At 73.6% G+C, this 26,026-nt stretch carries 23 protein-coding genes; 13 read left to right on the top strand and 10 right to left on the bottom strand.

Features of this window, described 5'->3' with window-relative positions; translation table 11 throughout:
- Position 1: 1 nt before the first annotated feature.
- Together DDW44_RS10650 and DDW44_RS10645 are read left to right on the top strand one after the other, a co-directional pair.
- Positions 2-574, top strand: a complete 573-nt coding sequence (locus DDW44_RS10650) for a helix-turn-helix domain-containing protein (protein ID WP_108906269.1) — start codon at positions 2-4, stop codon at positions 572-574.
- A 199-nt stretch (positions 575-773) separates the two neighbouring features.
- Positions 774-1,331, top strand: coding sequence for a YbaK/EbsC family protein (locus tag DDW44_RS10645; RefSeq protein ID WP_108908799.1), 558 nt, complete (start codon positions 774-776; stop codon positions 1,329-1,331).
- 193 nt (positions 1,332-1,524) lie between these two features.
- Here the strand turns inward: DDW44_RS10645 and DDW44_RS10640 are convergent, their stop codons facing one another.
- Positions 1,525-1,932 (bottom strand): CoA-binding protein, encoded by a 408-nt coding sequence (locus tag DDW44_RS10640; protein WP_108906268.1) that lies wholly within the window; start codon positions 1,930-1,932, stop codon positions 1,525-1,527.
- 219 nt (positions 1,933-2,151) lie between these two features.
- Positions 2,152-3,348, bottom strand: a complete 1,197-nt coding sequence (locus tag DDW44_RS10635) for an IS30 family transposase (protein WP_425275691.1) — start codon at positions 3,346-3,348, stop codon at positions 2,152-2,154.
- A 413-nt stretch (positions 3,349-3,761) separates the two neighbouring features.
- On the opposite strand from DDW44_RS10635, the gene DDW44_RS10630 reads away from it, so the two are divergent.
- The 3 genes from DDW44_RS10630 to DDW44_RS10620 all read left to right on the top strand — a co-directional run bounded on the left by DDW44_RS10630 (position 3,762) and on the right by DDW44_RS10620 (position 9,107).
- Positions 3,762-4,388, top strand: coding sequence for a YigZ family protein (locus DDW44_RS10630; protein WP_017948434.1), 627 nt, complete (start codon positions 3,762-3,764; stop codon positions 4,386-4,388).
- A gap of 256 nt (positions 4,389-4,644) precedes the next feature.
- Positions 4,645-5,808, top strand: a complete 1,164-nt coding sequence (locus DDW44_RS10625) for an exonuclease SbcCD subunit D (protein ID WP_108906267.1) — start codon at positions 4,645-4,647, stop codon at positions 5,806-5,808.
- On the top strand, positions 5,805-9,107 hold the full coding sequence (locus tag DDW44_RS10620) for an AAA family ATPase (RefSeq protein WP_108906266.1): 3,303 nt from the start codon (positions 5,805-5,807) through the stop codon (positions 9,105-9,107). The genes DDW44_RS10625 and DDW44_RS10620 overlap by 4 nt, the downstream gene beginning before the upstream one ends.
- Here DDW44_RS10620 and DDW44_RS10615 read toward each other — a convergent pair.
- Positions 9,097-9,543 (bottom strand): Lrp/AsnC family transcriptional regulator, encoded by a 447-nt coding sequence (locus DDW44_RS10615; protein WP_017948431.1) that lies wholly within the window; start codon positions 9,541-9,543, stop codon positions 9,097-9,099. The two genes, DDW44_RS10620 and DDW44_RS10615, sit on opposite strands and share 11 nt — an antisense overlap.
- 94 nt (positions 9,544-9,637) lie before the next feature.
- Between DDW44_RS10615 and DDW44_RS10610 the strand changes: the two genes are divergently transcribed.
- Both DDW44_RS10610 and DDW44_RS10605 read left to right on the top strand, forming a co-directional pair.
- On the top strand, positions 9,638-10,120 hold the full coding sequence (locus DDW44_RS10610; RefSeq protein WP_026165370.1) for a rhodanese-like domain-containing protein: 483 nt from the start codon (positions 9,638-9,640) through the stop codon (positions 10,118-10,120).
- A 124-nt stretch (positions 10,121-10,244) separates the two neighbouring features.
- The gene (locus DDW44_RS10605) at positions 10,245-10,643 is read left to right on the top strand and encodes a hypothetical protein (protein ID WP_108908797.1); all 399 of its coding nucleotides are present in this window, start codon (positions 10,245-10,247) and stop codon (positions 10,641-10,643) included.
- A gap of 295 nt (positions 10,644-10,938) precedes the next feature.
- On the opposite strand, the gene DDW44_RS10600 is transcribed toward DDW44_RS10605, so the two are convergent.
- Both DDW44_RS10600 and DDW44_RS10595 read right to left on the bottom strand, forming a co-directional pair.
- Positions 10,939-12,627 carry a DUF885 domain-containing protein gene (locus tag DDW44_RS10600; RefSeq protein WP_108906265.1) on the bottom strand — a complete coding sequence of 563 codons (1,689 nt, stop codon included), beginning with the start codon at positions 12,625-12,627 and terminating at the stop codon, positions 10,939-10,941.
- Positions 12,628-12,631: 4 nt separating this feature from the next.
- Entirely contained in the window at positions 12,632-13,195 is a 564-nt protein-coding gene (locus DDW44_RS10595; RefSeq protein ID WP_051093159.1) for an Lrp/AsnC family transcriptional regulator, read from the bottom strand.
- A gap of 60 nt (positions 13,196-13,255) precedes the next feature.
- Here DDW44_RS10595 and DDW44_RS10590 point away from each other — a divergent pair, with 60 nt between their 5' ends.
- On the top strand, positions 13,256-14,497 hold the full coding sequence (locus tag DDW44_RS10590) for a trans-sulfuration enzyme family protein (RefSeq protein ID WP_208647954.1): 1,242 nt from the start codon (positions 13,256-13,258) through the stop codon (positions 14,495-14,497).
- Here DDW44_RS10590 and DDW44_RS10585 read toward each other — a convergent pair.
- Positions 14,394-15,857: a GNAT family N-acetyltransferase gene (locus DDW44_RS10585; protein ID WP_108906263.1), complete on the bottom strand. Its 1,464-nt coding sequence runs from the start codon at positions 15,855-15,857 to the stop codon at positions 14,394-14,396. The two genes, DDW44_RS10590 and DDW44_RS10585, sit on opposite strands and share 104 nt — an antisense overlap.
- Before the next feature lie 121 nt (positions 15,858-15,978).
- Here DDW44_RS10585 and DDW44_RS10580 point away from each other — a divergent pair, with 121 nt between their 5' ends.
- Together DDW44_RS10580 and DDW44_RS32020 are read left to right on the top strand one after the other, a co-directional pair.
- Entirely contained in the window at positions 15,979-16,218 is a 240-nt protein-coding gene (locus tag DDW44_RS10580; protein ID WP_240800551.1) for a hypothetical protein, read from the top strand.
- On the top strand, positions 16,215-16,376 hold the full coding sequence (locus tag DDW44_RS32020; RefSeq protein WP_018891106.1) for a hypothetical protein: 162 nt from the start codon (positions 16,215-16,217) through the stop codon (positions 16,374-16,376). The genes DDW44_RS10580 and DDW44_RS32020 overlap by 4 nt, the downstream gene beginning before the upstream one ends.
- A 617-nt stretch (positions 16,377-16,993) precedes the next feature.
- Here the strand turns inward: DDW44_RS32020 and DDW44_RS10575 are convergent.
- Both DDW44_RS10575 and DDW44_RS10570 read right to left on the bottom strand, forming a co-directional pair.
- Positions 16,994-18,553: an alkaline phosphatase D family protein gene (locus tag DDW44_RS10575; protein ID WP_108906261.1), complete on the bottom strand. Its 1,560-nt coding sequence runs from the start codon at positions 18,551-18,553 to the stop codon at positions 16,994-16,996.
- A 484-nt stretch (positions 18,554-19,037) separates the two neighbouring features.
- Positions 19,038-19,868, bottom strand: a complete 831-nt coding sequence (locus tag DDW44_RS10570) for an alpha/beta fold hydrolase (RefSeq protein WP_108906260.1) — start codon at positions 19,866-19,868, stop codon at positions 19,038-19,040.
- A 251-nt stretch (positions 19,869-20,119) separates the two neighbouring features.
- Between DDW44_RS10570 and DDW44_RS10565 the strand changes: the two genes are divergently transcribed.
- Together DDW44_RS10565 and DDW44_RS10560 are read left to right on the top strand one after the other, a co-directional pair.
- Positions 20,120-21,001 (top strand): RNA polymerase sigma-70 factor, encoded by an 882-nt coding sequence (locus tag DDW44_RS10565; RefSeq protein WP_108906259.1) that lies wholly within the window; start codon positions 20,120-20,122, stop codon positions 20,999-21,001.
- Positions 21,002-21,464: 463 nt separating this feature from the next.
- Positions 21,465-22,226, top strand: a complete 762-nt coding sequence (locus DDW44_RS10560) for a GntR family transcriptional regulator (RefSeq protein WP_108906258.1) — start codon at positions 21,465-21,467, stop codon at positions 22,224-22,226.
- A gap of 210 nt (positions 22,227-22,436) precedes the next feature.
- Here DDW44_RS10560 and DDW44_RS10555 read toward each other — a convergent pair whose 3' ends face one another.
- A complete protein-coding gene (locus DDW44_RS10555; protein ID WP_026165367.1) occupies positions 22,437-23,594 on the bottom strand; it encodes an ROK family transcriptional regulator in 1,158 nt (385 codons plus the stop codon).
- A gap of 265 nt (positions 23,595-23,859) precedes the next feature.
- Here DDW44_RS10555 and DDW44_RS10550 point away from each other — a divergent pair, with 265 nt between their 5' ends.
- On the top strand, positions 23,860-24,294 hold the full coding sequence (locus tag DDW44_RS10550) for a hypothetical protein (protein ID WP_017948416.1): 435 nt from the start codon (positions 23,860-23,862) through the stop codon (positions 24,292-24,294).
- Positions 24,295-25,455: 1,161 nt separating this feature from the next.
- On the opposite strand, the gene mug is transcribed toward DDW44_RS10550, so the two are convergent.
- Complete coding sequence (mug, locus tag DDW44_RS10540; RefSeq protein ID WP_108906257.1) at positions 25,456-26,010, bottom strand: G/U mismatch-specific DNA glycosylase; 555 nt, start codon at positions 26,008-26,010, stop codon at positions 25,456-25,458.
- Positions 26,011-26,026 lie beyond the last annotated feature (16 nt).

Genomic DNA, 26,026 nt, shown 5'->3' with positions numbered 1-26,026 from the left:
TGTGTCGGACCTCGAACAGCTCACGCAGTCGCTCGCCCGCAACCTGAAGCGCTGGCGCGGCGAGCGGGGCTTCACGCTCGATGCCCTCGCCGCCCGTTCGGGCGTCAGCCGCGGCATGATCATCCAGATCGAGCAGGCGCGTACCAATCCGAGCGTGGGCACGACGGTCAAACTCGCCGACGCGCTCGGGGTCAGCATCACCACGCTCCTCGACTACGAGCAGGGACCACAGGTCCAGCTCGTGCCGCGGGAGCAGGCCGTACGGATGTGGTCCACCCCCGGCGGCAGCTCGACCACTCTGCTCGTCGGCACCGAGGCCCGTGGGCCGCTGGAACTCTGGGCCTGGACGCTGACGCCGGGGGAGGAGAGTGCCTCCGATCCCCACCCCGACGGGACCGTCGAGCTGCTGCACGTCACCTCCGGGGAGCTCACCCTTATCGTCGAGGGGCAGCCGTACACCGTGCCGGCCGGAACCTCGGCCACCTACGAGGCGAACGTGCCGCACGTCTACCGGAACGCGGGCACCGAGACGGTCGAGATGACCATGGCGGTCTCCATCCCGCCTGCCCGCTGAGACGACCGGATCGCCGCGGCACCCCCTCCCAGGAGACCGGGACGGTGGGCGGGCCGCGGGAACCCCGTGCGCTGGGACCGGGACGGTGGGCGGGTCGCGGAACCGCGTGCGCTGGGACGGGGTCGGTCAGCCGGCCGCGGGAAACCCCTCCGGCGAGACGCCGGGCCGGGTGAACCCCGTCGGCTGTAGCGTGCTGCTCATGCGCGCACCCATCGGAGACTTCGACGAGGCCCGCCCCGCACCCGAGTGCCTCGACCTCCTCACCGCCCCGGTCGCCGACGCCGTGCGGGCCTGGCACGGCGACGTCCCGGCCCGCCAACTGCTGTACGTCGACACCGACCCGGCCATCGCGGACACCGCCGTGTTCGTCGAGCACCACGGCGCCGACCTCCTCACCACCTCGGCCAACTGCGTCGTCGTGGCCGGCAGGCGCGGCAATGCGTCGACCCTTGCCGCGTGCCTGGTCCTGTCCCGTACCCGGGTCGACGTCAACGGCGTGGTGCGCAGGCAACTCGGCGTCCGCAAGGCGTCGTTCGCCCCCATGGAGACCGCTACGGGCGAGACCGGCATGGAGTACGGCGGGATCACCCCGATCGGCCTGCCCGCCGACTGGCCGCTGCTCGTCGACTCCGCGGTCGTCGACACCGAGTGGGTGCTGATCGGCAGCGGCCGCCGCCGCGGCAAGCTGATCGTGCCGGGGAAGGTCTTCGCCGGGCTCCCGGGCGCCGTGGTGCTCGACGGTCTCGGCACCGCCTGAGGGCTCCGGCGATCAGTGGGCGAGGCGCTCGCCGCACGTCGCCCGCACCACCCCGCTGAACGGCGCCCTCACCCCGCTGAACGGCACCCGATCACCCGGCTGAACGGCACCCCTGCACACGGCGGGAGCGCACCCGGCTGAACCGCACCCGAGCACCTGGCGGGAGCGCGCCCGGCCTTACGGCGGGACCGCTTCAGTCAAGCAGCGGGAGTTCGATCGCCGGGCAGCGGTCCATGACCATCTCGAGGCCCGCGGCGCGGGTCCGCTCGTACGCCTCCTCGTCGACGACGCCCAACTGGAACCACACCGCCCGGGCGCCCTTGGCCACGGCCTGGTCGGCGACCGAGCCGGCCAGGGTGCTGTTGACGAAGACGTCCACGACGTCGACGTCGAACGGAACGGCGTCGAGGGACGGATAGCCCGGCTCCCCGTGGACCGTCTCGGCCTTCGGGTGCACCGGCACGATGCGTTTGCCGTAGTGCTGCAGCACCCGCGCGACCCCGTAGGCGGCGCGCCGCTCGTTCGAGGAGAGGCCGACGACCGCCCAGGTGTCGCCGAGATCGTTGAGGATCCTGCGGACGCTGTCCGTCTCGCTTTGCACGTGCTGCCTCCCTGGTCGGTATCCCGCCGCGGAGCCGGCCTCCCGCCGGGGAGCCGGGCTGCCGCCGCAGTGTGGGGAACGGCCGAGGGTCTCCCGGCATTCCCGCTGGAGGCGGGGAGGCCGCGGACGGGCTGCGTCCGCATCGCGCCCGGGCCCGCACGCGCCCGGGCCCGCACGCGCCCGCTTGGGTTCAAGGGGTCGTCGCAACACCGCTTGGTTTCAGGTGGTGAGTAGATCACGTAGTCGCTCGGCTGGGGTATCCCAGCCGAGCGTCTTGCGTGGGCGGCCGTTGAGTTCCTGAGCGACGTGTTCGAGGTCTTCGGGACTGTGGACGCTCAGGTCGGTGCCCTTGGGGAAGTACTGCCGCAGCAGCCCGTTCGTGTTCTCGTTCGAGCCGCGTTGCCAGGGCGAGGCCGGGTCGCAGAAGTAGACGGGCATGCCGGTGGCCATGGTGAACTGCTTGTGGCGTGCCATCTCGCTGCCCTGGTCCCAGGTGAGGGAGCCGCGCAGGTGGGCGGGCAGGGTCTGGATCGTGGTGACGAGGCCGTCGCGGACGGTCTCGGCGTCGTGGGCTCCGCCCGGCAGGTGGACCAGCATGGTGTAACGGGTGCTGCGTTCGACCAGGGTGGCGATAGCGGAGCGCCCGCCTGCGCCGATGATCAGGTCGCCTTCCCAGTGCCCGGGCACGGCCCGGTCCTCGACGGCGGCGGGGCGGTCGCTGATCATGATCATCGGGTCGGTGAACCGCGGCGTGCGCCGCTGGGGATCCCGGCGTGGTTTGCGGCGGGTCCGGCCGGAGCGGATGGCTGTCTGCACTTCCCGTTTCAGGCCGCCGCGGGCCTGGAAGTACAGCGCCTGGTAGATCGTTTCCACGCTCACCCGCATGCTCTCGTCGTCGGGATGTTCCCTGCGTAGAGCGTGGCAGATCTGCTGCGGTGACCACCGCCTGCGCAGGTGGTCCTGGACGAAGCGGCGCAGCCGTCCCTCGCGCAGCAGCTTGCGCTCCTTGGGCCGGGGCCTGCGCGCTGCCGCCGCCCGGTGGGCCGCGTAGGGCTGGTAGCCCCCGCTGCCGGAGTTGGTGTCGATCTCCCGCTTGACCGTGCTCGCCGGCCGTCCCAGAGCACGCCCGATCGCCCGCAGTGACTGACCCGCCGCGCGCAGATCACGGATCTGCTCGCGTTCGGCGAGCGTCAGGAACCTGGGGTGGAGTTGCTTGTCCAGGGCCGCCAGGCCCACCGATGGTGCGGTCACGCCGCCCATCGTGACGGTCCCCGCCGCGTAGTCGACACGGCGGCCGTCGGCATAGGTCCTTGTCGTTGCGGTCTTCTTGACGCCCTGGTCCCAGTCCCGGGCCGTGCGCTCGTTCACACCGACGCGCCTCGCCGCCACGGACTGCGCGACGCCCTCGGCCCGCAGCCGCTCGTACTCGTCCCGCCGCGGATGCCGCCGTGGCAGGCGCACCGAACACCGGCCGGTCTGCCGTGCCCAGCCGAAGGCGGTGTTCCGGTTCACCCCCAGCTCACGCGCCACCACGGTCACGCTCCCCACGACGTCCAGCCGCGCAAGGAAACGCTCCCTCACCCCCGCAAGATCAGCCCGCTCAACGACCACGGTCCTCGCAACTCCCACAGATCGCGGGTGTTGCGAGGACCGTTAGAACCCAAGCCGGGCCCGCACGCGCCCGGGCCCCGCGACGGCCGCCACCGCGAGCCGCGGCGACCGGTGCCTTCGGCGCGTCATGGCGGCGGCCCCATGCCTCCCTGTCCCGCCCCCCGGGCGGCGCCCGGCCCACCGGCCGTGCGGGCCGGGCGGCGGCATAGGGTGGCGGGATGCAGGAGCAGTACCGGACGGTCGCCCGCGAGGGCGTGCACGAGACCGAGATCAACCGATCGCGCTTCATCTGCGCGCTCGCCCCGGCCGCGACCGAGCGGGAGGCGCAGGACTTCGTCGCGCACGTCCGCCGGGTGCACCCGACCGCCACCCACAACTGCTTCGCGTACGTCATCGGCGCCGACGCCGCCGTCCAGAAGGCGAGCGACGACGGCGAGCCCGGCGGCACGGCCGGGGTGCCGATGCTGCAGATGCTGCTCCGCCGTGACGTCCGCTACGCCGTGGCCGTGGTCACCCGCTACTACGGCGGGGTGAAGCTCGGCGCGGGCGGGCTCATCCGCGCCTACGGCGGTGCGGTCGGCGAGGCCCTGGACGCGCTCGGCACCGTGACCCGGCAGCGCTTCCGGCTCGCCACCGTCACCGTCGACCACCAGCGCGCCGGCAAGGTGGAGAACGATCTGCGCGCGACCGGCCGGGAGGTGCGGGACGTGCGGTACGGGGAGTCGGTGACGATCGAGATCGGCCTGCCGGACTCCGAGGTGGACGCCTTCCGCGCCTGGCTCGCGGACATCACCGCGGGCACGGCCCTGCTGGAGCTCGGTGGTGAGGCGTACGGCGACGCCTGAGGCTGAAACTGCGACGGCGACGGCGACGGGGTCGGGGGCTGGGAAAGAGACTGGGACGGGGGCTGGGAAAGGAACGGACGGGTCGTCGGCCCCGGGCCGAGGGAACCGCTCCCGGAATCGGGTGAAAACCGAGGCTCCGGGGGAAGCGGGCGACCACCGGCGCTAACGTGGTCGGTGCCGTCCGGCGGGCCTCGCGCCCCGGCCGGGCACCGGCTACCGGGCCGGGAGGGGACACGATCAGGTCGGAGCCGTTTTCTTGAGATTTCTGCACACGTCGGACTGGCACTTGGGACGTTCGTTCCACCGGGTGAGCCTGCTCGGCGCACAGAAGGCCTTCCTCGACCACCTGGTCGCCACGGCGCACGCACACGACGTGGACGCCGTACTGGTGGCGGGCGACGTCTACGACAGGGCCGTACCGCCCCTGGCCGCCGTGGAGTTGTTCGACGACGTGCTGCACCGGCTCGCCGACGCGGGCGTGCCCACCGTGATGATCTCCGGCAACCACGACTCGGCCCGCCGGCTCGGAGTGGCCTCCGGACTGATCGAGCGCGCCGGGATCCACCTGCGCACCGACCCCGCCGGCTGCGCCACCCCCGTGGTGCTGCGGGACGGGCACGGCGAGGTCGCGTTCTACGGTCTGCCCTACCTGGAACCGGCCCTGGTACGCGACGAGTTCGGCACGGCGGCGGGCCACGAGGCGGTCCTCGGCGCGGCGATGGAGCGGGTGCGGGCGGACCTCGCGCAACGTGCGCCGGGCACCCGCTCCGTCGTCCTCGCACACGCCTTCGTCGCGGGCGGCGAACCGAGCGACAGCGAGCGGGACATCACCGTCGGCGGTGTCGCGGCCGTCCCCGCCGGACTCTTCGACGGCGCCCACTACACGGCCCTCGGCCATCTGCACGGCTGCCAGACCGTCAGCGAGCGGGTGCGGTACTCCGGTTCCCCGCTCGCGTACTCCTTCTCCGAGACCCACCACCGCAAGACCATGTGGCTGGTCGAACTCGGCCCGGCCGGGGAGATCACCGCCGAGCGGCTGGACTGCCCGGTGCCCCGGCCGCTGGCCCGCATCGAAGGCCGGATCGAGGACCTCCTCGCGGACCCCGCGCTCGCCCGGCACGAGCAGTCCTGGATCGAGGCCACCCTCACCGACCCGGTACGGCCCGCCGACCCCATGGCCAGGCTCACCGAGCGCTTCCCGCACACCCTGAGCCTCGTCTTCGCCCCCGAGCGCACCGGCGAGGACACGGCCGCCTCCTACGCGGAGCGGCTGCGCGACCGCGACGACCACCAGATCGCGGAGGACTTCGTGACCCACGTCCGCGGGGGCGGCGGCCCCGACGAGCTCGAACGGGCCCTGCTCCGCGGCGCCTTCGACCACGTTCGGGTGGACACGGCCGTCCGCGAGGTGGCCGGGTGAGACTGCACCGGCTGGAGATCACCGCCTTCGGGCCCTTCGCCGCACGGCAGGAGATCGACTTCGACACGCTGTCCGCCGCGGGTCTCTTCCTGCTGCACGGACCGACGGGGGCGGGCAAGACGTCCGTCCTCGACGCCGTCTGCTACGCCCTGTACGGCGCGGTGCCCGGTGCCCGGCAGACTCCCGGCGCACCGCTGCGCAGCGACCACGCCCCCGCAGGCACGTACACCGAGGTATGCCTGGACCTGACCGTGGGCGGCCGCCGGCTGGAGATCACCCGGCGTCCCGCGCAGTCCCGCGCCAAGAAGAAGGGCACGGGCGTCACCACCGAGAAGGCCCAGAGCCGGCTGCGGGAGTACGACGCGGCACGCGGCGAATGGACCGCGCTCAGCCGCTCCCACCAGGAGATCGGCGACGAGATCGCCCAGCTCGTCGGCATGAGCCGGGAGCAGTTCTGCCAGGTCGTCCTGCTGCCGCAGGGCGACTTCGCACGCTTCCTGCGGGCGGACGCGGAAGCACGCGGAAAGCTCCTCGGCCGGCTCTTCGACACCCGCCGGTTCGCCCTGGTCGAGGAACGCCTCGCCGAGCTGCGCCGCGCCGCCGAGCAGCAGGTGCGGGACGGTGACGAGCGGCTGCTGGCCCTGGCCCACCGGATGGGCCAGGCGGCCGGGAACGCGGCAGGCGACTGGCCCGCCCCCACCCACCGGCCGGGAGACCCCGGCCTCGCGGAGGCGGTGCTGCAGTGGGCCGCCGTGGCCCGCGCGGGCGCCCGGGAATCCCTCGCCGTCGCCGCCTCGGCCCGGGCCGCGGCCCAGACCCGCCAGTCCGCCGCCCGGCGCGCCCTGGACGCGGAACGGGAACTGGCCGCACTGCAGCGGCGACACGCCGACGCCGTGCGGCGGGCCGCGGAACTGGAGGACCGGCGGCCCGCGATGGAGCAGGCACGGGAACGCCTGGAGCAGGCCCGCAGGGCCGAACTCGTCGGCCCGGCGCTCCGGTTGCGCGAGGACGCCGAACGGGAGCACCGGACCGCGGACGCCGCCGCCCGCCGGGCCCGGGCCGCCCTTCCCGCCCCACTGGCGGACGCCGGAGCGGAACGGCTCTCCGCAGTGGAGCACGAACTCCGCCAGGAACTCGGCGGCCTGGACGCCGCGCGCCGCGCCGAGCGGCGCAGCGCCGACATCGCCCGCGAGCGCGGGGAGCTGGACCGCCAGGCCCGCCACGACGAAGGGATCCTGCAGGACGCCGAGGGCTGGCTGGCCGACTGGGACACGGTGCGCCGCGCGCTCCAGGACCGGATCGAGGCCGCGCAGGAGGCCGCCACCCGCGCCGAACACCTCGCAGGACGGCTGGAACCGGCCCGCCGCCGGGTGACCGCCGCCCGTGAACGCGACCGCCTCGCCGCCAGGGCCGCCGCCGTCGAGGACGAGCACCGCACCGCGCGCGAGCGGGCCAACGCGGCCCACGAGAACTGGCTCGGCCTCAAGGAGCGCCGGCTCCGCGGTATCGCCGCCGAACTCGCCGCCGGGCTGGCCCCCGGCGAACCCTGCGCCGTCTGCGGCTCCGCCGAGCACCCCGCACCGGCCAGGGCGGGGGAGGCCCATGTCGACCGCGTGGCGGAGGACTCGGCGTACGAGGAGTACGCCGCCGCCGACCAGGACCGCGCCGAAGCAGAGCGGCAACTGGCCGTGCTGCACGGGGCGTTCACGGCCGCAAGGGACGCGGCGCGCGAAGCCGCTCCCGAGGACCCACTCGACGGCGCCGCCCACCGCGCGGCGCCGTCCGCGCCGGAGCCGGGCATTCCGGCACCGTCCGCGGCGCCCGACGACCTGGGCGACGGAAGGGCGGCGAGCGGCTCCGGCCGGCGGCCCGGAACCGGAACCGCACCTCAGGCACCGGCCGGCGGCGCCGCGGACACCCGGATGGAGGCCGCGTCCACGCCCCGGACCGCGGTCGACGGGTCGCCGTATGTCGCGGCGGTCGCCGAACACGACCGCGGGGTCCGAGCGGACCCCGCGCCCACCGACCCCACCGTCGCGGCCCTGGAGGCGGTCGTCGCCCGGCTGGAGCGCGAGCACCGGGACGCCCACGCGCTGGCGGCCGGGACGCACGAGGCCCGCGAGGAACTGGACCGGGCCGAGCGGGAGTACGGCGAGCGGCTGTCGGCGCGGCAGGAGGCCGAACGGCGCGCCGTCGCGCGGACGTCCCGGCGGGAAGCCCTGGAGAGCGAGCAGAACGCGCTGGACGCGGAGGTGACCCGGGCCGCCGGTGGCTGCGGCACCGTCGCCGAGCGGGCCGCGCTGCTGGAGCGGCGCATCGCGCTGCTCCACGAGGCCGCGCAGGCCGTACGCGCGGCGGACACGGCGGCCGGCCGCATGAAGGAGGCCGACGACCGGCTCTCCGACGCGGCGTTCCGCGCCGGGTACGAGACCCCCGCCGCCGCGGCCGCCGCGCTCCTGGCCGACGCGGAACAGCGCGACCTGGGACGGCGGCTCGACGCCTGGCAGGCCGAGGAGGCCGCGGTGGCCGACCGCCTCGCCGAACCGGAACCCCGCTCCGCCGCCGCCCGGCCGCCCGCCGAACCCGACGCCGTGCTGCGCGCCGCCGACGCCGCCGAGAGCGCACTGCGCGACGCGGTCTCGGCGCTCGACGCCGCCCGGGAACGCTGTGCGGAACTCGACCGGCTGTCCCGTCTCGCCGCGACCGAGGCGCGCCGGCTCGGCCCGCTGCGCGACGAGTACGAGCGCGTCGCCCGGCTCGCCGCCCTCACCGCGGGCACCTCCGCCGACAACGAACGCAGGATGCGCCTGGAGTCCTACGTCCTGGCTGCCCGGCTGGAGCAGGTCGCCGCGGCGGCCACCGTACGGCTGCGGCGCATGTCCGCGGGCCGCTACACGCTGGTCCACTCGGACGCCCGCTCCGGCGGCAAGCGCTCCGGACTCGGTCTGCACGTCGTCGACGCGTGGACCGGCAAGGAGCGGGACACGGCGACGCTCTCCGGCGGGGAGACCTTCTTCGTCTCCCTCGCCCTCGCCCTCGGCCTCGCCGACGTCGTCACCGACGAGGCGGGCGGCGCGCGGCTGGACACCCTGTTCATCGACGAGGGTTTCGGCAGCCTCGACGACCAGACCCTCGACGAGGTGCTCGACGTCCTCGACTCGCTGCGGGAACGCGACCGCAGCGTGGGCATCGTCAGCCACGTCGCCGACCTGCGCCGTCGGATCCCCGCCCGGCTGGAGGTCGTCAAGGAGCGCGACGGTTCCACCGTGCGGCTGCGCTCGGCCCCGGTCAGCGGCTGACCGGCCGTCGGGGCAGGGGCGAGGAGTACACGACGCTCGTCGTCACCGAGCCGAGTCCGCCGATCCGGCCCGAGATCTCCTCGAGATGGCTCATGGACCGGGCGGCGACCTTCAGGACGAAGCAGTCGTCGCCCGTCACATGGTGGGCCTCGAGGATCTCGGGAGTCGTGCCGAGCAGATCGTGGAACGGCTTGTAGTTGCCGTTCGGGTAGCGAAGCCGGACGAAGGCGAGGATCGGCAGGCCGAGGTGCTCCCGGTCCACGACGGCCGTGTAGCCGGAGATCACCCCCGCCTCCTCTAGCCTGCGTACACGCTCGGTCACCGCACTCGGCGACATGGAGACCGTCCGGGCGAGCTCGGCGAAACTGGCGCGCCCGTCGGCCTGCAGGGCGTCGAGGATCCGCCAGTCGGTGGCGTCCGGTGCATATCCCGTCATGCTCGACAGGTAACAGGGGGATCCCCGGCCGATCAAGGCATCCGCCGGGGAATCCTGCTTCAACCCGGAGCGGGGTAACCATAGATTCGTGGTCATGACAACGATATGGACCGCTTCGAACCCCGTCCTCCGTGTGCCGCCGGCGTCTCCGGCAGCGGCCGCCGCCCACTTCTCCGCGAGTCTCGCCTTCCACGCCGACGTCTCGGACGTGGCCGCCGCGCTGGCCGCGGACGGCGACCCCGGGTTCGTCGTGCTCGACTCCCGCTCCCAAGAGGCCTGGGACCAAGGCCGTGTCCCGGGCGCGGTGCATCTGCCCACCGCCCTCGTGCCCGACCGGGCCGAAGGGCTGCTGGACAGATCGGTGCCGGTCGTCACCTACTGCTGGGGCCCGGGCTGCAACGGCGCCACACGCGCCGCACTGGCGCTCGCCGAACTCGGCTTCCGGGTCAAGGAGATGCTGGGCGGCTTCGAGTACTGGGTGCGCGAGGGTTTCGCGTACGAGACCCGGCAGGGCCGGGAGCGCCGGGCCGCCGACCCGCTGACGGCACCCGTCGGCGCGGAGGACTGCGGCTGCTGACATGGACCGCGGCCGCGGTGGCCGGCCTGCCGGACACGGGGCCGGCAGGCCCGCAAGTCCAGGAGCCGCGATGCGCCGTTGGCCGACGCTCGACCGTCTTACGGTGTCAGTGCTCTGCGGCATGATGACCGGCGTGAACACCGAGACACTGACAGACGCCTGGCGACGGCTGCTCGCCGACCCGCACAAGTCGTGGGTGCTGTTCGAGCACGGCACTTGTGTCGTGCTGGCCGCTCCGGAGGGAGCGCTCGCAGAACAGGCCACCGACCTGCTGAGCACGTTCGGCCCGGCGCATGCCGGATCCTCGGCAGGAGATTTCGGAGTGATCGACCTCGAGGACGTCGAGGGATGGGTCGTCACCGGGCATCACGACGACGTTCTCACCTATGTCGGCCCTGATGAGCCCCAGGACCACTCGCACTTCACCGTCGGGCTGTTCGGACGTTCCAAACGCCACAGGGACGGCACCGAACTTCATGTCGTGCACGTGGAGGACGCCCGAGGCTCGGCGGACCCCGCGTGAGTACCGCGCCCCGTCGCGCGTGGTCGCCGCGGCGTATCGGCTCCACGTTCCTCCTCTTTCGGTGACCAGGCGGGTGGGCTGTCCTGCCCAGGGAGCCGATCGCCTTCGTGACGACGGAAGCCGGAGCCTGGCGGACGAGTCGGAGAAGGGCCGAAGTCGGCCGCGGTGCGGCGGCGCTTCTCGGGCGCCGCCGCACCGCGGAATCCCGCTCGGTCCGGACGCACGGGCGGACCGCCCGGCGGCCCGTGGGGCCGGACCTCACGGCAGGACTTCCGCCGTCACGACCTCGACGGCGTCACAGCCTCGACAGCTCGTCCACCAGGTCGTCCAGGCCCAGCGGACCCTGCGACAGCGCCGCCATGTGCCACGCCTTCGCGTCGAAGGCGTCCCCGTGCGCCTCCCGGGCGCGCTCCCTCCCCAGCAGCCAGGCCCGTTCTCCCAGCTTGTAGCCGATGGCCTGCGCGGGCATGGACAGGTAGCGCGTGAGCTCGCTCTCGACGAAGTCGGCGGGCCGTCCGCTGTGTCGGCCGAAGAACTCCTGCGCCAGTTCCGGCGTCCAGCGCTCGCCGGGGTGGAACGGCGACTCCGCGGGGATCTCCAGCTCCAGGTGCATGCCGATGTCGACGATGACCCGGCAGGCACGCATCATCTGGGCGTCCAGGTAGCCCAGCCTGCGCTCGGCGTCCGGCAGGAAGCCGAGTTCGTCCATGAGCCGCTCGGCGTACAGCGCCCAGCCCTCCGCGTTGGCGCTCACCCCGCCGACGGTCGCCTGGTAGCGCGACAGGCGGTCGGCGACATGGACCCACTGCGCGATCTGCAGGTGATGTCCCGGTACACCCTCGTGGTACCAGGTGGAGACCAGGTCGTACACGGGGAAGCGGGTCTCGCCCATGGTCGGCAGCCAGGTCCGGCCGGGGCGTGAGAAGTCCTCGGACGGGCCCGTGTAGTAGGGAGCGGCGGCGCTGCCGGGAGGTGCGATCCGGGATTCCACCACCCGTACCCGGTCGGCGAGTTCGAAGTGCGTGCCGTCCAGGGCCTCGATGGCCTCGTCCATGAGCCGCTGCAGCCACTCGCGCACTTCCTCCACCCCCTCGATGTGGGTGCCGTGCACGTCGAGGTGGGCCAGCGCCTCCCAGGGGCCCGCACCCGGAAGGATCTTGTCCGCCTCGGTCTTCATCTCGCCGAGCAGCCGGTGGTACTCGGACCAGCCGTACGCGTAGGCCTCGTCGAGGTCGATGTCCGTACCGTTGAAGAAGCGGACCCACCGGGCGTAGCGCTCGCGCCCCACCGTGTCGGGGGCACCCTCGATCCCGGGGGCGTACACCTCCCGCATCCAGTCGCGCAGCGAGCGGAAGGCGGCGGTGGCGACGGCCGCGGCGCCGTCGAGCTCGGCGCGGAGTCCGTCCGGCCCGGCGGCGACGAAGTCCTCGAACCAGCCGCGGCCGTCCGGCCCGCCCGTCCACTCGTCGAGCTGTGCGACGAAGGCGGCGGTGGCGCGCGGACCGGCGGGAAGCCCGCGCTCCAGCCCGAGGGCCAGTGAGGCACGGTAGCCCGCGAGGGCGTCCGGGACGGCCCGCATGCGCTCGGCGACCGCGGTCCAGTCCTCCTTCGACGCCGTCGGCATCACGGTGAAGACGTTGCGCACACTGTGCGCGGGGGAGCGCAGGTTGCTGACGGTGCGCAGGCTCTCCTCGGCGTCGTGCACGGCGAGTTCGGCGGTGAGCCTTTCCCGCAGCAGACGGCCGCAGCGCCGTTCCGCGTCCGCTTCCGCGGCGGGCAGCTTCTCGGCCTCGTCGAGCCGGACGAGGGTGGCACGGGCGAGTTCGGCCACGGCCTCCCGGCCGGCCGGGGAGAAGTCCGGGAGGAGGCCCGCGCTCTCCGGGACTCCGAGGTAGGTACCGGTGATCGGGTCGAGGGCGACGAGGGCGTCGACATAGGCGTCGGCGACCTGGCGGGGCAGCACGCTGCTCGGTGTCTCTGACATGCGCTCATCCTGGTACGCGCGGGGGGCCGGCGTCATCACCGGCCGGTCTGGCTGGGCCCCGGTCGGCTGACAAATGAGCATGCCTGGTGGGCTCCTGAGCGGGTGGCAGCAGGGGGCCGCAGTCCCACTGCTGGAAGATCAGGCGGGTCTCCACACGGGCGACTTCACGCCGCGAGGTGAACTCGTCCAGCACCAGCCGCTGCAGGTCCGCCGTGTCGGTCACGGCGACATGCACCAGATAGTCGTCGGGCCCCGTCAGGTGGAAGAGCGCACGTGATTCCGGCAGCGCCCGGATCCGCTCGACGAACGGGCCGATCAGCTCCCTCCGGTGCGGGCGCACCTGAACCATCAGGAGCGCCTCGAGGCCTCTTCCGAGTTTGGCCGGATCCAGTCGCAACTGGTGCCCGAGGATGATCCCGCTGCGGCGCAGCCGGCTCACCCGGTCCAGGCATGTGGAGGGGGCGACGCCCACTTCGGCGGCCACCTCCCGGTAGGTGGTCCGGGCGTCGTTCTGCAGGATGCGCAGTATGTCCAGATCCACCGGGTCCAGAGCGACAGAATCAGCCATGGCCCGAACGTAACACGGAGCAACCACGCTACCGCCCGGTAATTGTCCAGAGTGCGCGCCATGGAATTCGTCCCCTCGAACGCCCCCGCACCCACCCGGGCGCTCGCCACCGAAGCCGTGCACGCCGGCCGCGAGGACCTCGTGGAGCTCGGCCTGCACGCCGCGCCGATCGATCTGTCCACCACCTACCCCTCGTACGACGTGGAGGGGGAGGCGGCGCGTATCGACGCCTTCGCCTCCACCGGCGGGCGGCTGGACGGGCCGCCCGTCTACGCCCGGCTGGACAACCCGACGACGGCCCGCTTCGAGACCGCACTGGCCCGGCTCGAGGGCACGGAGAGCGCGGTGGCCTTCGCCAGCGGCATGGCCGCCCTGACCGCGGTGCTGCTGGTCAGGGCGTCGATGGGGCTGCGCCATGTGGTGGCGGTCCGGCCGCTGTACGGGTGCAGCGACCACCTGCTGGACGGCGGACTGCTCGGGACCGAGGTGACCTGGACCGACCCGGCGGGCGTCGCCGCCGCGATCCGGCCCGACACCGGGCTCGTGATGGTCGAGAGCCCCGCCAACCCGACGCTGGCCGAGGCCGACATCGTCGCGCTCGCCCACTCCTGCGGCTCGGTCCCGCTGCTCGTCGACAACACCTTCGCCACCCCGGTGCTCCAGCGGCCCGCCGAGCAGGGTGCCAGGCTCGTGCTGCACAGCGCGACCAAGTACCTCGGCGGCCACGGCGACGTGATGGGCGGCGTCGTCGCCTGCGACGAGGAGTTCGCCGCCGCGCTGCGGCAGGTGCGCTTCGCGACCGGTGGAGTGCTGCACCCGATGGCCGGCTATCTGCTGCTGCGGGGCCTGTCCACGCTGCCGGTGCGGGTCCGGGCCGCGTCGACGACCGCCGCCGACCTCGCCCGCAGGCTCGCCGCCGACCCGCGCGTCGCCCGGGTCCACTACCCCTCGGTCGGCGGCGCGATGGTCTCCTTCGAGGTGTACGGGGACCCGCGCGACGTGATCGCCGGGGTCCGGCTGATCACCCCCGCCGTCAGCCTCGGCAGCGTCGACACGCTGATCCAGCACCCGGCCTCCATCAGTCACCGGATCGTGGCCGAGGGAGACCGGCGTGCCGCGGGCGTCAGCGACCGGCTGCTGCGGATGTCGGTCGGTCTGGAGGACGTCGAGGACCTGTGGGCCGATCTGTGCGAGGCGCTCAGCGCTCGGCGCGACCCGGCTCGGACCACCCGGGGGCAGGCTCCCGGGGCAGTGCGTGCGATTCCTCGTGCGGAAGCCGTGAGCGCACCGGAGCCGCGCTGAGGCGAGCGGTGATCACGAGGGTGCCCTCCTCGATCTGGTAGTCGAGCGGGAGGCCGAGCCCGCGCATGGCGGCGACCATGCCGGTGTTGGACGACTGGGTCACGGCGTACACGCTCTCGCACCCCGCCTCGACGGCCAGCGCCACCAGCCGGCCCAGCAGCTCGGAGCCGATGCCGCGGCGCTGCCAGTCGTCCTCGACGAGCAGCGCGACCTCGGTCTCGTCCCCGTCCCAGAGCAGGTGGCCGAGGGCGACGATCCGGCCGGACGCCGTCTCCACGGCGAGGGTGCGGCCGAACCGGGGGCTGAGCAGATGGTTCAGGTAGCGGTCCGCGTCGGCGACCGGCCCGTGGTAGCGCAGCCCCAGGGTGCGGGCCGAGCAGCGGTCGTGCATCGCGCGGGCGGCGGCGACGTCGCCCTGGTCCGCGCGGCGGACGGTGATCTCGTTTCCCTCGGGGAGCGTCAGCACGTCCTGGGCGCGCGGAACGCGCGGGCCGAGGCGGGCGTCGAGCTCGACGAGGGCGCGGGCCCGGGCGAACTCGGTCGGGGTGAAGGGCAGATAGGCGCGCTCGACCGTGATCGTGCCGCCGTTCGGGTCGCGCAGCCGGATCACCGTCTCGTCCAGCACGCCCTCCTCGGGGACCTGCTCGCCGGTCGGCCGGCCCCCGAGGGTCTCGGCGGGGCGTGAGTGGATGGTGCACCGGCCGAGCAACTGCCGCAGCGCGAGCGGGAGTTCGGCCGCGTCCAGGGCGGTGCGGGTGGCCAGGCCCAGCAGCCTCGTCGGAGTGTCGACCAGGTCGTGGGCGTCGGCGCGTTCGATCCAGGTGCTGCTGCCGCCGGCGGACGACACCGCCCGGGTGATCTCCTCGGCCCGGAGGGCGGCGGGTGCCCGCAGCAGGAACTCGTCGACCGTGCCGTCCGCCAGGGGGTGCGTCTGCAGCGTCAGGATGTCCACCCGGTGGCGGGCCAGGGCCCCGCACAGGGCGGCCAGGCTGCCGGGCTCGTCCCGGACGGTCGACCGCATCCGCCACAGCACGGTCTCACGGGGAGCCGGTCCGCCCGCCTCGGCCGGGCCGGTGGCAGCGAACGTGCCGGCGGTCCCGGAGCCGGCGGCTCCGGGACCGCCGGTATCGGCGGCCGGAGGCGCATGACTGTGGCGGCGTGCCCACCAGGTGTGGAACGCTGCCGTGGCGATGAGCGTGACGGCCGAGGCGACCAGCAGGTAGGGGCCGTCGGGGCCGTGGACGATCGTGTTCGCGATGGCGTCGGCCACGGCGACGGCGGTGAACAGGGCGGCCAGTTCGACGAGGTCCCGCCGCCAGTGGTGCCGGCGGGTGCGCGTCGCGGAGTTCACGTCGGTCATGGCACCACTGTGACCGAGTGGTGTTGCCTGATCACAAACGCTTTGTGACTGATGGGTTAAAGCCGATTCTTGCATGTTATGGCCCGCTTTCTACCGAATCTGTCGTTGAAGGATCGCGGCGATGACGCAAGGCGGTCGGCAGTGGCCCGCTCGGGCGATGCGCGGGGCGGAGCCGCCCCGCACGGCCGGCTCGTGGGGACCGGCGGGCCTGCTCGGAGCGGGCCGCCCCGAGGCGGCCACGCACCGCTCCACGCGGTCGGCGGGCACGCAGAGTGTCTCCCTCCGTGCCCGGCGGATGGTCGCCGCCGCCCGGCGGACGGGCGACTCCGCCCTCCGGGGCACCGATCACGTCGCCGCGTGAGCACCGGTCACCGAGGCCGATCGGGCCGCGTCCGCGAGCCGGTTCGGCTCGACCGTACCAAGGGCGGCGAGCCCGGCAACGTCATGTCCCAGCCGACCTTCGCCGTGCGGGCCACGGGCGGTGAGCAGGAGAAGCGCGTCGACGGCCACGGGCGGTGAGCAGGAGAAGCTCCTCGACGGCCACGGGTCGGTCCCGGCGCGACGGACAACGGGATCACGAGCGGGACCGGGCGGGGGCCGCAACGGGCCACCCGCGAACTCCGCCCCCTTGGGCGGCCGCGCCCCCGCCCCTCACGCAGGGCACGGCCCGTCAGCGCGGGCAGCAGCCGGGCGGCCGGAGCCGCGCGGTCCGCCCGCAGTACCGCGAGCCGCCGCGCGCCGGGCGCCGTCCGGGTCGCGTACCGGGCCGCCCGCGGTACCGCGAGCAACCGCGCATCCGGTGCCGCCCGGGTCGCGCACCGGGTGCGGCCGATCGTCCCGGGCCGGGGTCGGAACCGCGCGGCCGACCCGCGGCGAGCCGCCAAGGCCCGTGAGCGGGCCGCGACGAGACGTGCGGTGTGCGCCGTGCTCGGTGTGTCGAGGCACTGCCGCTCCGGTCCGCCCGGGCCGGGTCGCGGCAAGCTCGCGGGGGACGGGAGACGTCCGCGACGTCGTACCCCACCCGCCCCCTCGGCGTGCCGGGCCGGGTGGGCGCGACGCCCGGCCCGCGGCCTCCCGGGTGGCCCCTTCGCGGCGCACCGTGCGGGCACCGGGCTGCCGGCCGGAGCCGCTCCCGGTCAGGCGCGGCTCTGACCGACCCGGCCCGGACGAAGCACCCTGCTGAAGAGAACCGTTCCGCCCTCGGCCCGCAGCCGGACCGTCAACTCGCCGCTCGCACCGTCGATCTCGACCTCGCCGAAGTGCTGCGGCGACTCCATCGGCGACACATTGGCCCGCTCCGGCGCCCGCACGAACACCCGCTCCGGACCGAACGTCCCGTCCAGCGCGTTCGCCGGGAACCCGCCCGCCGCGAGAGGGCCCGAGACGAACTCCCAGAAGGGTGCGAAGTCCTTGAAGGCGGCCCCCGCCGGGTCGTAGTGCTGGGCGGAGGTGTGGTGCACATCGGCGGTGAGCCACAGGGTGCCCGTGATCCGCCGGTGCTTGATGAACCGCAGCAGCTCCGCCACCTGCATCTCGCGCCCCAGCGGCGCCCCCGGGTCGCCCTGGGCGACCGCCTCGAAGTTCGCCGCACCGTCCGGGACGACCAGCCCGAGAGGCAGATCGGACGCGATCACCTTCCACACGGCACGCGACCGCGACAGCTCGCGCTTGAGCCAGGCCAGTTGCTCCACGCCCAGGATCCCGGTGGCGTCGTCGGCCTGCCGGCCCGGGGAGTTGGCGTTGCGGTACGTACGCATGTCGAGCACGAACACGTCCAGCAGCGGTCCGTACCGCACCACCCGGTACACGCGCCCCTCGCGCCCACCGGGACGCAGCGTGGACACCGGGAAGTACTCGCCGAACGCCCGCAGCGAGCGGGCCGCCAGCACGTCCACGTCCTTCTCGGTGTAGCGCGGATCGTCGAGGAGCTGGCCCGGGTACCAGTTGTTGCGCACCTCGTGGTCGTCCCACTGCACCACCGTGGGGACCTGGGCGTTGAACCGGCGGACGTTCTCGTCCAGGAGGTTGTAGCGGAACGTGCCCCGGTACTCCGCGAGCGTCTCGGCGACCTTCGCCTTCTCCTCGGTCATGAGATTGCGCCACACGCGGCCGTCCGGCAGCGTCACGCTGGGGACGAGCGGCCCGTCGGCGTACACGGTGTCGCCACTGCAGAGGAAGAAGTCGGGATCGAGGCGCCGCATCTCCTCGAAGGCCCGGAACCCGCCGATGTCCGGGTTGATCCCCCAGCCCTGCCCCGCGATGTCGCCCGACCACAGGAAGCGCACGCCCGCCCGGCGCCGCGCCGGAGCCGTGCGGAAGGTGCCGTGCACCGGCTCCCCGGTGCGCCGGGGGTCGTCGGGATCGGCCAGCGTCACCCGGTAGTGGATCTGCTCACCCGCCGGCAGACCGCGCAGCGCGGTCGTCCCGGTGAAATCGGTCCCCGGCCCGAGCAGCGGGCCGTGCCATCTGCGCGCGCGGCGGAACGACTCGGTCGCCGAGGTCTCCACGATCATCCGCGCCGGCCGGTCCGACCGCACCCACACGAGCCCCGACGACGCCGTCACATCACCGGCCTGCACGCCCCATGCGGCGCCCGGCCTGCCCCGCAGTGCCTGCGCGGGAGCGGCGGCACCCACGGTGAGCGCCGCCGACGCGGCGAGCGAACCACGCAGCACGGTGCGGCGGTTGTAGGACATGGGGTGGGCCTCCTGACGAGTGGACGGCTGCCGTGCCGTGTCCGAGGTCCGTCCCGCTGCCCCGTCGGGTCGGGGCGCGGCGCGAGACACGGGCGATCGCACGGCGGAGCGTCGTCCTCATACCGGGTGTCGGCGGGCGATACGACGACGCGGCGAGGTGCCGTGGCCGTCGGCGTGCGCCCGCCGGGCTTGCGGGACGGAACCTAGCGGCCCGCGGCAGCCGGAACGCGAACCGCACATGAACACGGGGCCGAGCGCAGGGCCGATCGCAGAGTCGAACGCGGGGCCGGGCGCCGGCCGCGGGGGCCGAACACTCCCGCGCGAGCCGGGCGCGGCCGAAAGCTTTCGGGCGAACCGCGCGGTCCGGGACACGCCACGCCTCCTCGGCGCCCACCGTGCCGGAAGGCGGGCGGTCACGAGGGGCCCCGCCGCGGTACCGGTGGCCTCCGCGCCCCGGCCAGGCGCTCGCCCGCCCGCGCGCCGGTCAGCGGCTGCCGTCGAGGATGACCCGGGCGACGAGGGCCGGATCGTCGTTCATCGGCACATGACCGCAGCCGGGCAGCCGGACGAGCCGTGCACCGGGGATGGCCTGCTTGGCCCGGACGCCCTGGCGGCGCAGCAGCAGCCGGTCCCGGCTGCCCCACGCGACGGTGACGGGGACATCGGGCACGTCGGAGGTGAACTGCACCCGGCGGCCGGCGTCGAGCGTCTCACGGAAGCCGGTTGCCTCGCGCAGTGCGAGGGTCTCCGCCACCACCGCCTCCGGTGAACGGCGCCCGGGGCGGGCGTAGATGGTGCTGGTCAGCGCCGCCCGTCCGGCGGCGGTACGGGACAGCCTGCCGATCACCGGCTCGGGGACCAGCCGTGCGCCGCGGCGCATGGCGAGCAACGTCCCGAACGCGTACCTGCGCTCGGCCTCCGACCAGAATCCGGCGGGGGACAGGGCGGTGACGGACCGTACGAGCTTCTGCCGGCCGAGTTCCAGGGCGAGCAGCCCGCCGAGCGAGTTGCCGGCGACATGGGGCCGGTCGACGCCGAGCGTCTCGCAGAGAGCGCCGAGCGCGGGAGCGACGGCGGGAAGCCCGTACGACATGCCGTGGGGCAGCGCCGGGGACGAGCCGAAGCCCGGCAGGTCGACCGCGATCACGTCGCGTTCCGGCGCCAGCAGCGGAAGGACCGGCTCCCAGGCCTGCCAGTGGTGACCGATGCCGTGCAGCAGCAGCAGGGGCTCACCCGCGCCGCGACGCTCGTACGACACCGACAGCGTGCGGGGACCGCCGGGGGAGTCGACCGTGAACGAGACCTTCGAGACCATGCTGCCGCTCCTGACCATGACGTCGTACACGCGTTGTCGGCAACAATTACCGCCCGGTAGCACCGGCGGGCAAGAGGGGCGGGAGCCAGGAGGGGGCCAACGCGCACGCCGAAAGCAGGCGTTGGCCCGGGAGAACGGCGCCGTCCGGCCGCCCGGCCGTGGCCCCCGACCTCGCGCCGCGCCGCGGATGTGGCCCGAGACGCACCGGGATCGTCTGGACATCGACCCTGGCCGTGGGCTGGGATGGGCTCGTGCCAGGCGATACCGCGACCGATGTCTTCGAGACCCACCGCTCCGTACTGACGGGGGTGGCGTACCGCATGCTCGGCCGCTTCGCCGACGCCGAGGACGTGGTGCAGGAGGCCTGGGTACGGTGGTCCGCCGAGGACCGCTCCGACGTCCGCGAACCCCGCGGATACCTCGTGCGCATCACCACCCGGCTCGCCATCGACCGGCTGCGGCAGGCGCAGTCGCGCCGTGAGTCCTACGTGGGACCCTGGCTCCCCGAGCCCATCGCCACCCGCTTCGGGCAGACCGCCCCCGACTCGGCCGAGCGCACCGAACTGGCGGAGTCCGTGTCGCTCGCCGTGCTCGTGGTGCTGGAGTCCCTCTCGCCCCTGGAGCGCGCGGTGTTCGTGCTGCGCGAGGCCTTCGGCTTCCCGTACGGCGAGATCGCCGCCACCCTCGACCGCAGCGAGGCGGCCGTACGGCAGCTCGCCGGGCGCGCCCGCCGCCACGTCGAGGAGCGCAGACCGCGGTACGACGTCGACCCCGCCGCCCGCCGCGATCTGACCGAACGCTTCCTCGCCGCGGCGTCCGGCGGCGATCTCGACGCGCTGCTCCGGCTGCTCGCCCCCGACGTCCGGCTCGTCGGCGACAGCGGTGGGAAGACGAAGGCGCCGCTGCGCGTCCTGCGATCCGCCGACAAGGTGGGCCGGTTCCTGTGCGCCGTGGCCCAGCAGCCCCTGCCCGGCGCCGAGTTCCGCATCCTCGACGTCAACGGCGCGCCGGGCGTGCTGGTGCTGGTCGAGGGGAAGCCGGACAGCGTGGTTCAGATCGAGGTCAGGGACGGACGCGTCGCCTGCGTCCATATCGTTCGCAACCCGGACAAGCTCACCGCCTTCGCGGTGTAGGCGCGTCACGGCCGTCGCCTTCTTGCGGCGCTCACCGCCCGGTCGCGGGGCATCCGCCCCCGAGCGGGCGCCCGGCGCGTCCCGCGACGCGGCGGTCCTCGTGCCGCCGCCCCCGCACCGCGGCCGAGTTGACGGCTCGGCGGCTGCGCGGCGGGTCCACCGCGGCGCACCGCGACGATGCCGCGGCCACCTCAGCCCACCCCACCCCACTTCACCCCATCCCGATTCACCCCATCCCGATTCACCCCATCCCATCCCGGTCCACCGCACGGCACGGCACGGCACCGCGGCGGGAACGTCGCGTGAACGCTCTGCGGCAACGGCCGATTCCCCTGTGTAAGGGGCACAGGATTGGTCTTGACCAAGGGTGAGGGCCGCCCTATGGTCGCAGAGATAGTGCAGGAACCTTTAATAAACAAGGGCGCGTAATGCCGCCGCGGCCACGGCGATTGCGGAGGACAGGGTGGGGACCACGCAGCCGGAGACGGTGCCGGAGCCGAAGTACTGGCACCTGAAGACCGTGATCGGCGAAGCGCTCGACTCCGAGTTCGCGGTCGGGGAGATCCTGCCCAACGAGCGTGAACTCGCCGCCCGTTTCGGCGTGGCGCGGGCCACCCTCCGCCAGGCACTCGACCAGCTGGAACTGGAGGGCAGGCTGCAGCGCCGCCGCGGCGTCGGCACCACCGTCGCCCCGCCCCGCGTGGGTGTGGACGTCTCCACCTCGCCGAACGACTGGCCCGGCGCCGGCGGCGACGCCTGGCAGGCGGCCGACTGCACCCTCGCGGTGCCGCCCGCGGCCGTGGCGCGGGCACTGGACACGGAAGGCGACGAGACCGTGCACATCGTGCGCAGGCTCCTCGTCACGCACGGCCGGCCGGTGGCCGCCGAACTCCTCTACGTCCCGGCCCCCTCCGTACCCGACCTCTCCGCGATCGACGCCCCCGCCGGCGCGACCCGTGCCCGAGCGGTACTGCGTGAACTGCGGCGCCTGACCCTCGACGGCCAGGACCGGGCCGTCGAACTCGGCTCCGCCCGTGCCGACGACGCCAGGGAACTCGACCGCCTCCCCGGCGCGCCCGTACTCGTCGTCACCACCCGGTACTTCTCCGGGGGCCGCACCGCCGCCGCGTCGGTCGCGACCTACCGGGCCGACACCTGCCGGCTGACCTTCGGCGACGCGGGCGATCTGGAGATCCGGCAGCCCAGCCGCCGCCGAGCCTGCTGACCGCCATCGGATCCAGCCGCCGCCGAGCCTGCTGACCGCCATCGGATCCAGCCGCCGCCGAGCCTGCTGACCGCCATCGGATCCAGCCGCCGCCGAGCCTGCTGACCGCCATCGGATCCAGCCGCCGCCGAGCCTGCTGACCGCCATCGGATCCAGCCGCCGCCGAGCCTCCCGACCGCCCCGCCCGGTCCGGCGCCGAGGGCCGGGCGCTCAGCGCCGGGCCGTCACCGTTCCCTCGACGGCGAACAGCTGCTCCTCCACATGGTCGAGCGCCAGTCGCAGCGCCCCCGTCGCCACCGCCGCCTCACCGAGCAGGGAGAGCGCCACACGGGGCGGCCGAAGGCAGTAGCGGGACAGTTCGTCCCGCAGCGGAGGGAGTACCCCGTCGAGCCCCGCGGCCCAGCCCCCGACCACCACCAGCTCGGGGTCGAGCGCGAGCACCAGCGCCGCCACATCGTGCACCAGCCGCTGGATGAACCGGTCGACCGCCGCGAGCGCACGCTCGTCGCCCTCGCGCGCCTCGGCGAACACCCCGGCGACCGCACGCTCGTCCAGCGGGTGCAGCGGCTCACCGGTCGTCGACAGCAGCGTCTCCGGTGTGACCTCCCTGCCCAGCAGATGCAGCGCGCCGATCTCACCGGCCGCGCCGCCGTAGCCCCGGTGCAGCCGCCCGCCGATCAGTGAACCCGCCCCGGGGCTGAGCCCCGCGAGGACGAAGACGAGGTCGTCGGAGTCCGTCCCCGCACCCTTCCAGTGCTCGGCCACGGCCGCCGCGTTGGCGTCGTTCTCCACGAGCACCGGGCAGCGGAACGACCGCCTCAGCCGCTCGCCCAGGGCCAGCCCGGTCCAGCCGGGCAGCGCCGTGCCCAGCCGTACCGTGCCGTCCGCCTCGACGATGCCCGGCGTGCCCACCCCGACCGCGCGCAGCGAGCTCCTGGCCACCCCGGTCCTGCGCAGGACGTCGGCGACGACGCCGCGGACCCGTTCGAGACGGTCGTCGGCGCAGGCCGTCTCGGACACCTCTCGTGAACCGGACCCGATGATCCGGCCGTCCAGACCCGACAGCAGCACGGCGACCCGGTGCGGGCCGATCTCCACACCCAGCAGATGCCCGGCCTCGGCGCGGAACCGGAACCGGCGTGCCGGCCGCCCCTGCCTGCGGGCCTCTCCCTCGTCGGGCCCCGTCTCCGCCACCAGCCCCGAGGCGACCAGGCCTTCCACGACACCCTCGACGGTCGGCCGGGACAGACCGGTGATCCGGGTCAGATCGGTGAGCGTGGCGGAGCCGGATCCCCGCAGCGCGTGGAGCACCACCGCGGAATTGATCCGCCGCAGCAGCGACGGGTCGCCTCCGGTCAGCCGCCCCACCGTGTGCCCTCCCAGCTCGTACACATGTCTGGCGGATCGTACTCAATGGCGGCGGAGCGCTGCGAGCACCCGGGACCGCGGCCCTGTGATCCCGGCGCCCGCGGCTCAGCGGTGATCTCCGGTCCGGGGCGCCGGGGCGCCGGGGGCGAGGCCGCCGGGGCGACGGACCCGGGCCGGCCGCGGGGTGCCCTCCGGGTGGCGGTGGTCCATCGCAGGGTCAGCTGACAGACCGCCATATGTCAGTGGGGAAAGGTTTACTGAAGGCATGACCATCGCACGGCACCTGGCGACCATCGACCTGTTGCGCTCCCGGCCGTTCCCCGTGCGGGCGGGCCGGTCGGACGTGGGCAGCAGCGCTCCGGGCTACCACACGGCCGAGCTGAGCACGAGCGAGGAGTTCTGGGACGACCGATCGCACCTGGAGGTCGCCGGGGACCAGTACGAGGCGGAGCGGGAGGCCCTGGCCGCCGTGCTCAGCGCGCGATGGGGCCCTCCCCAGATCTTCAGCCTGCGCTCGGTGCTGATCAGATCGGTCGAGGAGGAGCACATACCGGAGCCCTGGGCCATGCTGAGCGCATCGGTGCCGGACGTACATCTGTGGCGGGCCGACGGACGGTGGGTGGTGCTGGGGGTCTCGAAATGGGGCACCGAACTGCCGTACCAGCTGCTGGCCGTCGTCACCGAGGTCGATCCGCCTTAGGAGTTGTCGTCGTACGTCACGCCCGGGCTCTCAGCCGACTCCACCTTCTTGATCGGGTTGATCGAGCCATTCGTAGGGTCGGGTTGCCGCTGCTACAACACCGCACCGCCAGTCACAACGGCTGCTTGATCATCGGCATTAGGAAGCGTTGGCGCAGATGGCCCGGACAGTGACGCTGAAGGTGGAGGCGGTGGTGTTGCGCATGGTGCTTCTCCACGTGGTGTTGCTGATCGGTCCGGACTCATAGAGGTACACACCGCTACTGATGAAGGTGTTGGTGTTGAGACCGCCGCCTGTGACCACCGTCCCGGCTGGACAGGTTGCCGTGAACATGCAGAAGGTGTCGGCTCCGCACGTCTGAGTGTTGGAAACCTGTTGGTAGCCGGAAACTCCGGGAGGTCCGGCAGGTCCAGTGGGTCCGGCAGGTCCGGGGGGTCCGGCAGGTCCGGCAGGTCCGGCAGGTCCGGGGGGTCCGGGGGGTCCGGGGGGTCCGGCTTTGCCCCTGCACTTGTCGCGGTCGCCCAGTGCGAGTGGGAAAGAGCCGTCGAAGGGGTGTCTGTCGCACCGGTCGTCTGCTGATACCGGCACCGCGGGTGCCTGAGCCGTCGTCCCGTGGGCCTGAACGGCGGCCAGCGCAGGAGTGGCCAAGGCCGATAGAGCTGTCGAGAGCAGGAGACCTCCGGTCAGTACCGTTGTACGTGGGGAGAGGGGCCGGAGCCGAGGTCCAGCACGCATGGCGTATCTGCTTTCGTAGTCGGCGTATCCCAAGGCGCCGAAGGGCACGTCCTCCGACGCCTTCCAGCGCTCATGGTCAGGCAGTGCCGGTCACCGGCCGAGTGAGGCACGCTCGATGCAGGCTGATTCATCAGCTCAACGGCCCAACGGGCCGCTGTCATGGAGTGGTACACCCCGTGACAGCGGCACGTCGGGAGCTCTGTGCGTCGTGACGTTGCAGGTCATGGCTATGGAGTGGGTGATGTCCGGGATGCTCGTGCCGGTCCCGCGCGGATGACTTCGGCGGTCACCGGGAGACTTCGCGGTCCGCCAGGACCGGCAGAGCCCTCGCCGAAGCGGTCCACTTCGGATCGGTGCTGCAGGCAGGCACGTTCCCCTTCGTGGGCGGCACCGGACGGCGCAGGGGCCGGGCCGCCGGCATCACCGTCAGGACTCCCACTCCGATGCCGCCGCTCGCAGCCGGCCGTACTCCTCCGCCATGGTCCGGAGCGTCCAATGCGCGTTCAGCCCACTGGGGTTCGGCAGTGCCCAGACCCGGGTCTCGCCGATCGTACGGTCCTGACGGCCGATGCGTGCTCCGCGGTCGCCGAAGGCCGTGCGGTACGCCGTGACGCCCGCGACCGCCAGCCAGCGGGGCCGATGGCGCTCCACCTTCTCCCTGAGGATCCGGCCGCCCTCGCGGAGCTCCTCCTCGGTGAGTTCGTCGGCCCGCGCGGTGGGCCGGGCGGCGACGTTGGTGATGCCCAGTCCATGGGCCGGCAGCTCGTGCTGCTCGCACGGCCTCAGTTGACGCGGGGTGAATCCCGACGCGTGCAGCACGGGCCAGAAGCGGTTCCCGGGCCGGGCGAAGTGATGCCCGGTCGCGGCCGTCATCAGGCCGGGATTGATTCCGCAGAACAGGACGGACAGACCGTCCGCGATCACATCGGGGACGAGGCGATCGCGGGCGGCCTCCAGTTCCGCGGCGGTGATGCGGGGCATGCCGGCGCCGCCCGGG

Source organism: Streptomyces tirandamycinicus (genome assembly GCF_003097515.1).
GTDB lineage: Bacteria > Actinomycetota > Actinomycetes > Streptomycetales > Streptomycetaceae > Streptomyces > Streptomyces tirandamycinicus.
The sequence above is the reverse complement of the archived record's forward strand: the minus strand, read 5'-3'. Positions and strand labels throughout refer to the sequence as shown.

Bases quoted from the DNA above. Each gene is read 5' to 3' on its own strand.
- DDW44_RS10645 (WP_108908799.1), top strand. From the start codon at position 774: ATGCGCGCACCCATCGGAGACTTCGACGAGGCCCGCCCCGCACCCGAG.
- DDW44_RS10630 (WP_017948434.1), top strand. From the start codon at position 3,762: ATGCAGGAGCAGTACCGGACGGTCGCCCGCGAGGGCGTGCACGAGACC.
- DDW44_RS10615 (WP_017948431.1), bottom strand. From the start codon at position 9,543: ATGACGGGATATGCACCGGACGCCACCGACTGGCGGATCCTCGACGCC.
- DDW44_RS10610 (WP_026165370.1), top strand. From the start codon at position 9,638: ATGACAACGATATGGACCGCTTCGAACCCCGTCCTCCGTGTGCCGCCG.
- DDW44_RS10605 (WP_108908797.1), top strand. From the start codon at position 10,245: ATGACCGGCGTGAACACCGAGACACTGACAGACGCCTGGCGACGGCTG.
- DDW44_RS10600 (WP_108906265.1), bottom strand. From the start codon at position 12,627: ATGTCAGAGACACCGAGCAGCGTGCTGCCCCGCCAGGTCGCCGACGCC.
- DDW44_RS10595 (WP_051093159.1), bottom strand. From the start codon at position 13,195: ATGGCTGATTCTGTCGCTCTGGACCCGGTGGATCTGGACATACTGCGC.
- DDW44_RS10590 (WP_208647954.1), top strand. From the start codon at position 13,256: ATGGAATTCGTCCCCTCGAACGCCCCCGCACCCACCCGGGCGCTCGCC.
- DDW44_RS10585 (WP_108906263.1), bottom strand. From the start codon at position 15,857: ATGACCGACGTGAACTCCGCGACGCGCACCCGCCGGCACCACTGGCGG.
- DDW44_RS10580 (WP_240800551.1), top strand. From the start codon at position 15,979: ATGACGCAAGGCGGTCGGCAGTGGCCCGCTCGGGCGATGCGCGGGGCG.
- DDW44_RS10575 (WP_108906261.1), bottom strand. From the start codon at position 18,553: ATGTCCTACAACCGCCGCACCGTGCTGCGTGGTTCGCTCGCCGCGTCG.
- DDW44_RS10570 (WP_108906260.1), bottom strand. From the start codon at position 19,868: ATGGTCTCGAAGGTCTCGTTCACGGTCGACTCCCCCGGCGGTCCCCGC.
- DDW44_RS10550 (WP_017948416.1), top strand. From the start codon at position 23,860: ATGACCATCGCACGGCACCTGGCGACCATCGACCTGTTGCGCTCCCGG.
- mug (WP_108906257.1), bottom strand. From the start codon at position 26,010: ATGCCCCGCATCACCGCCGCGGAACTGGAGGCCGCCCGCGATCGCCTC.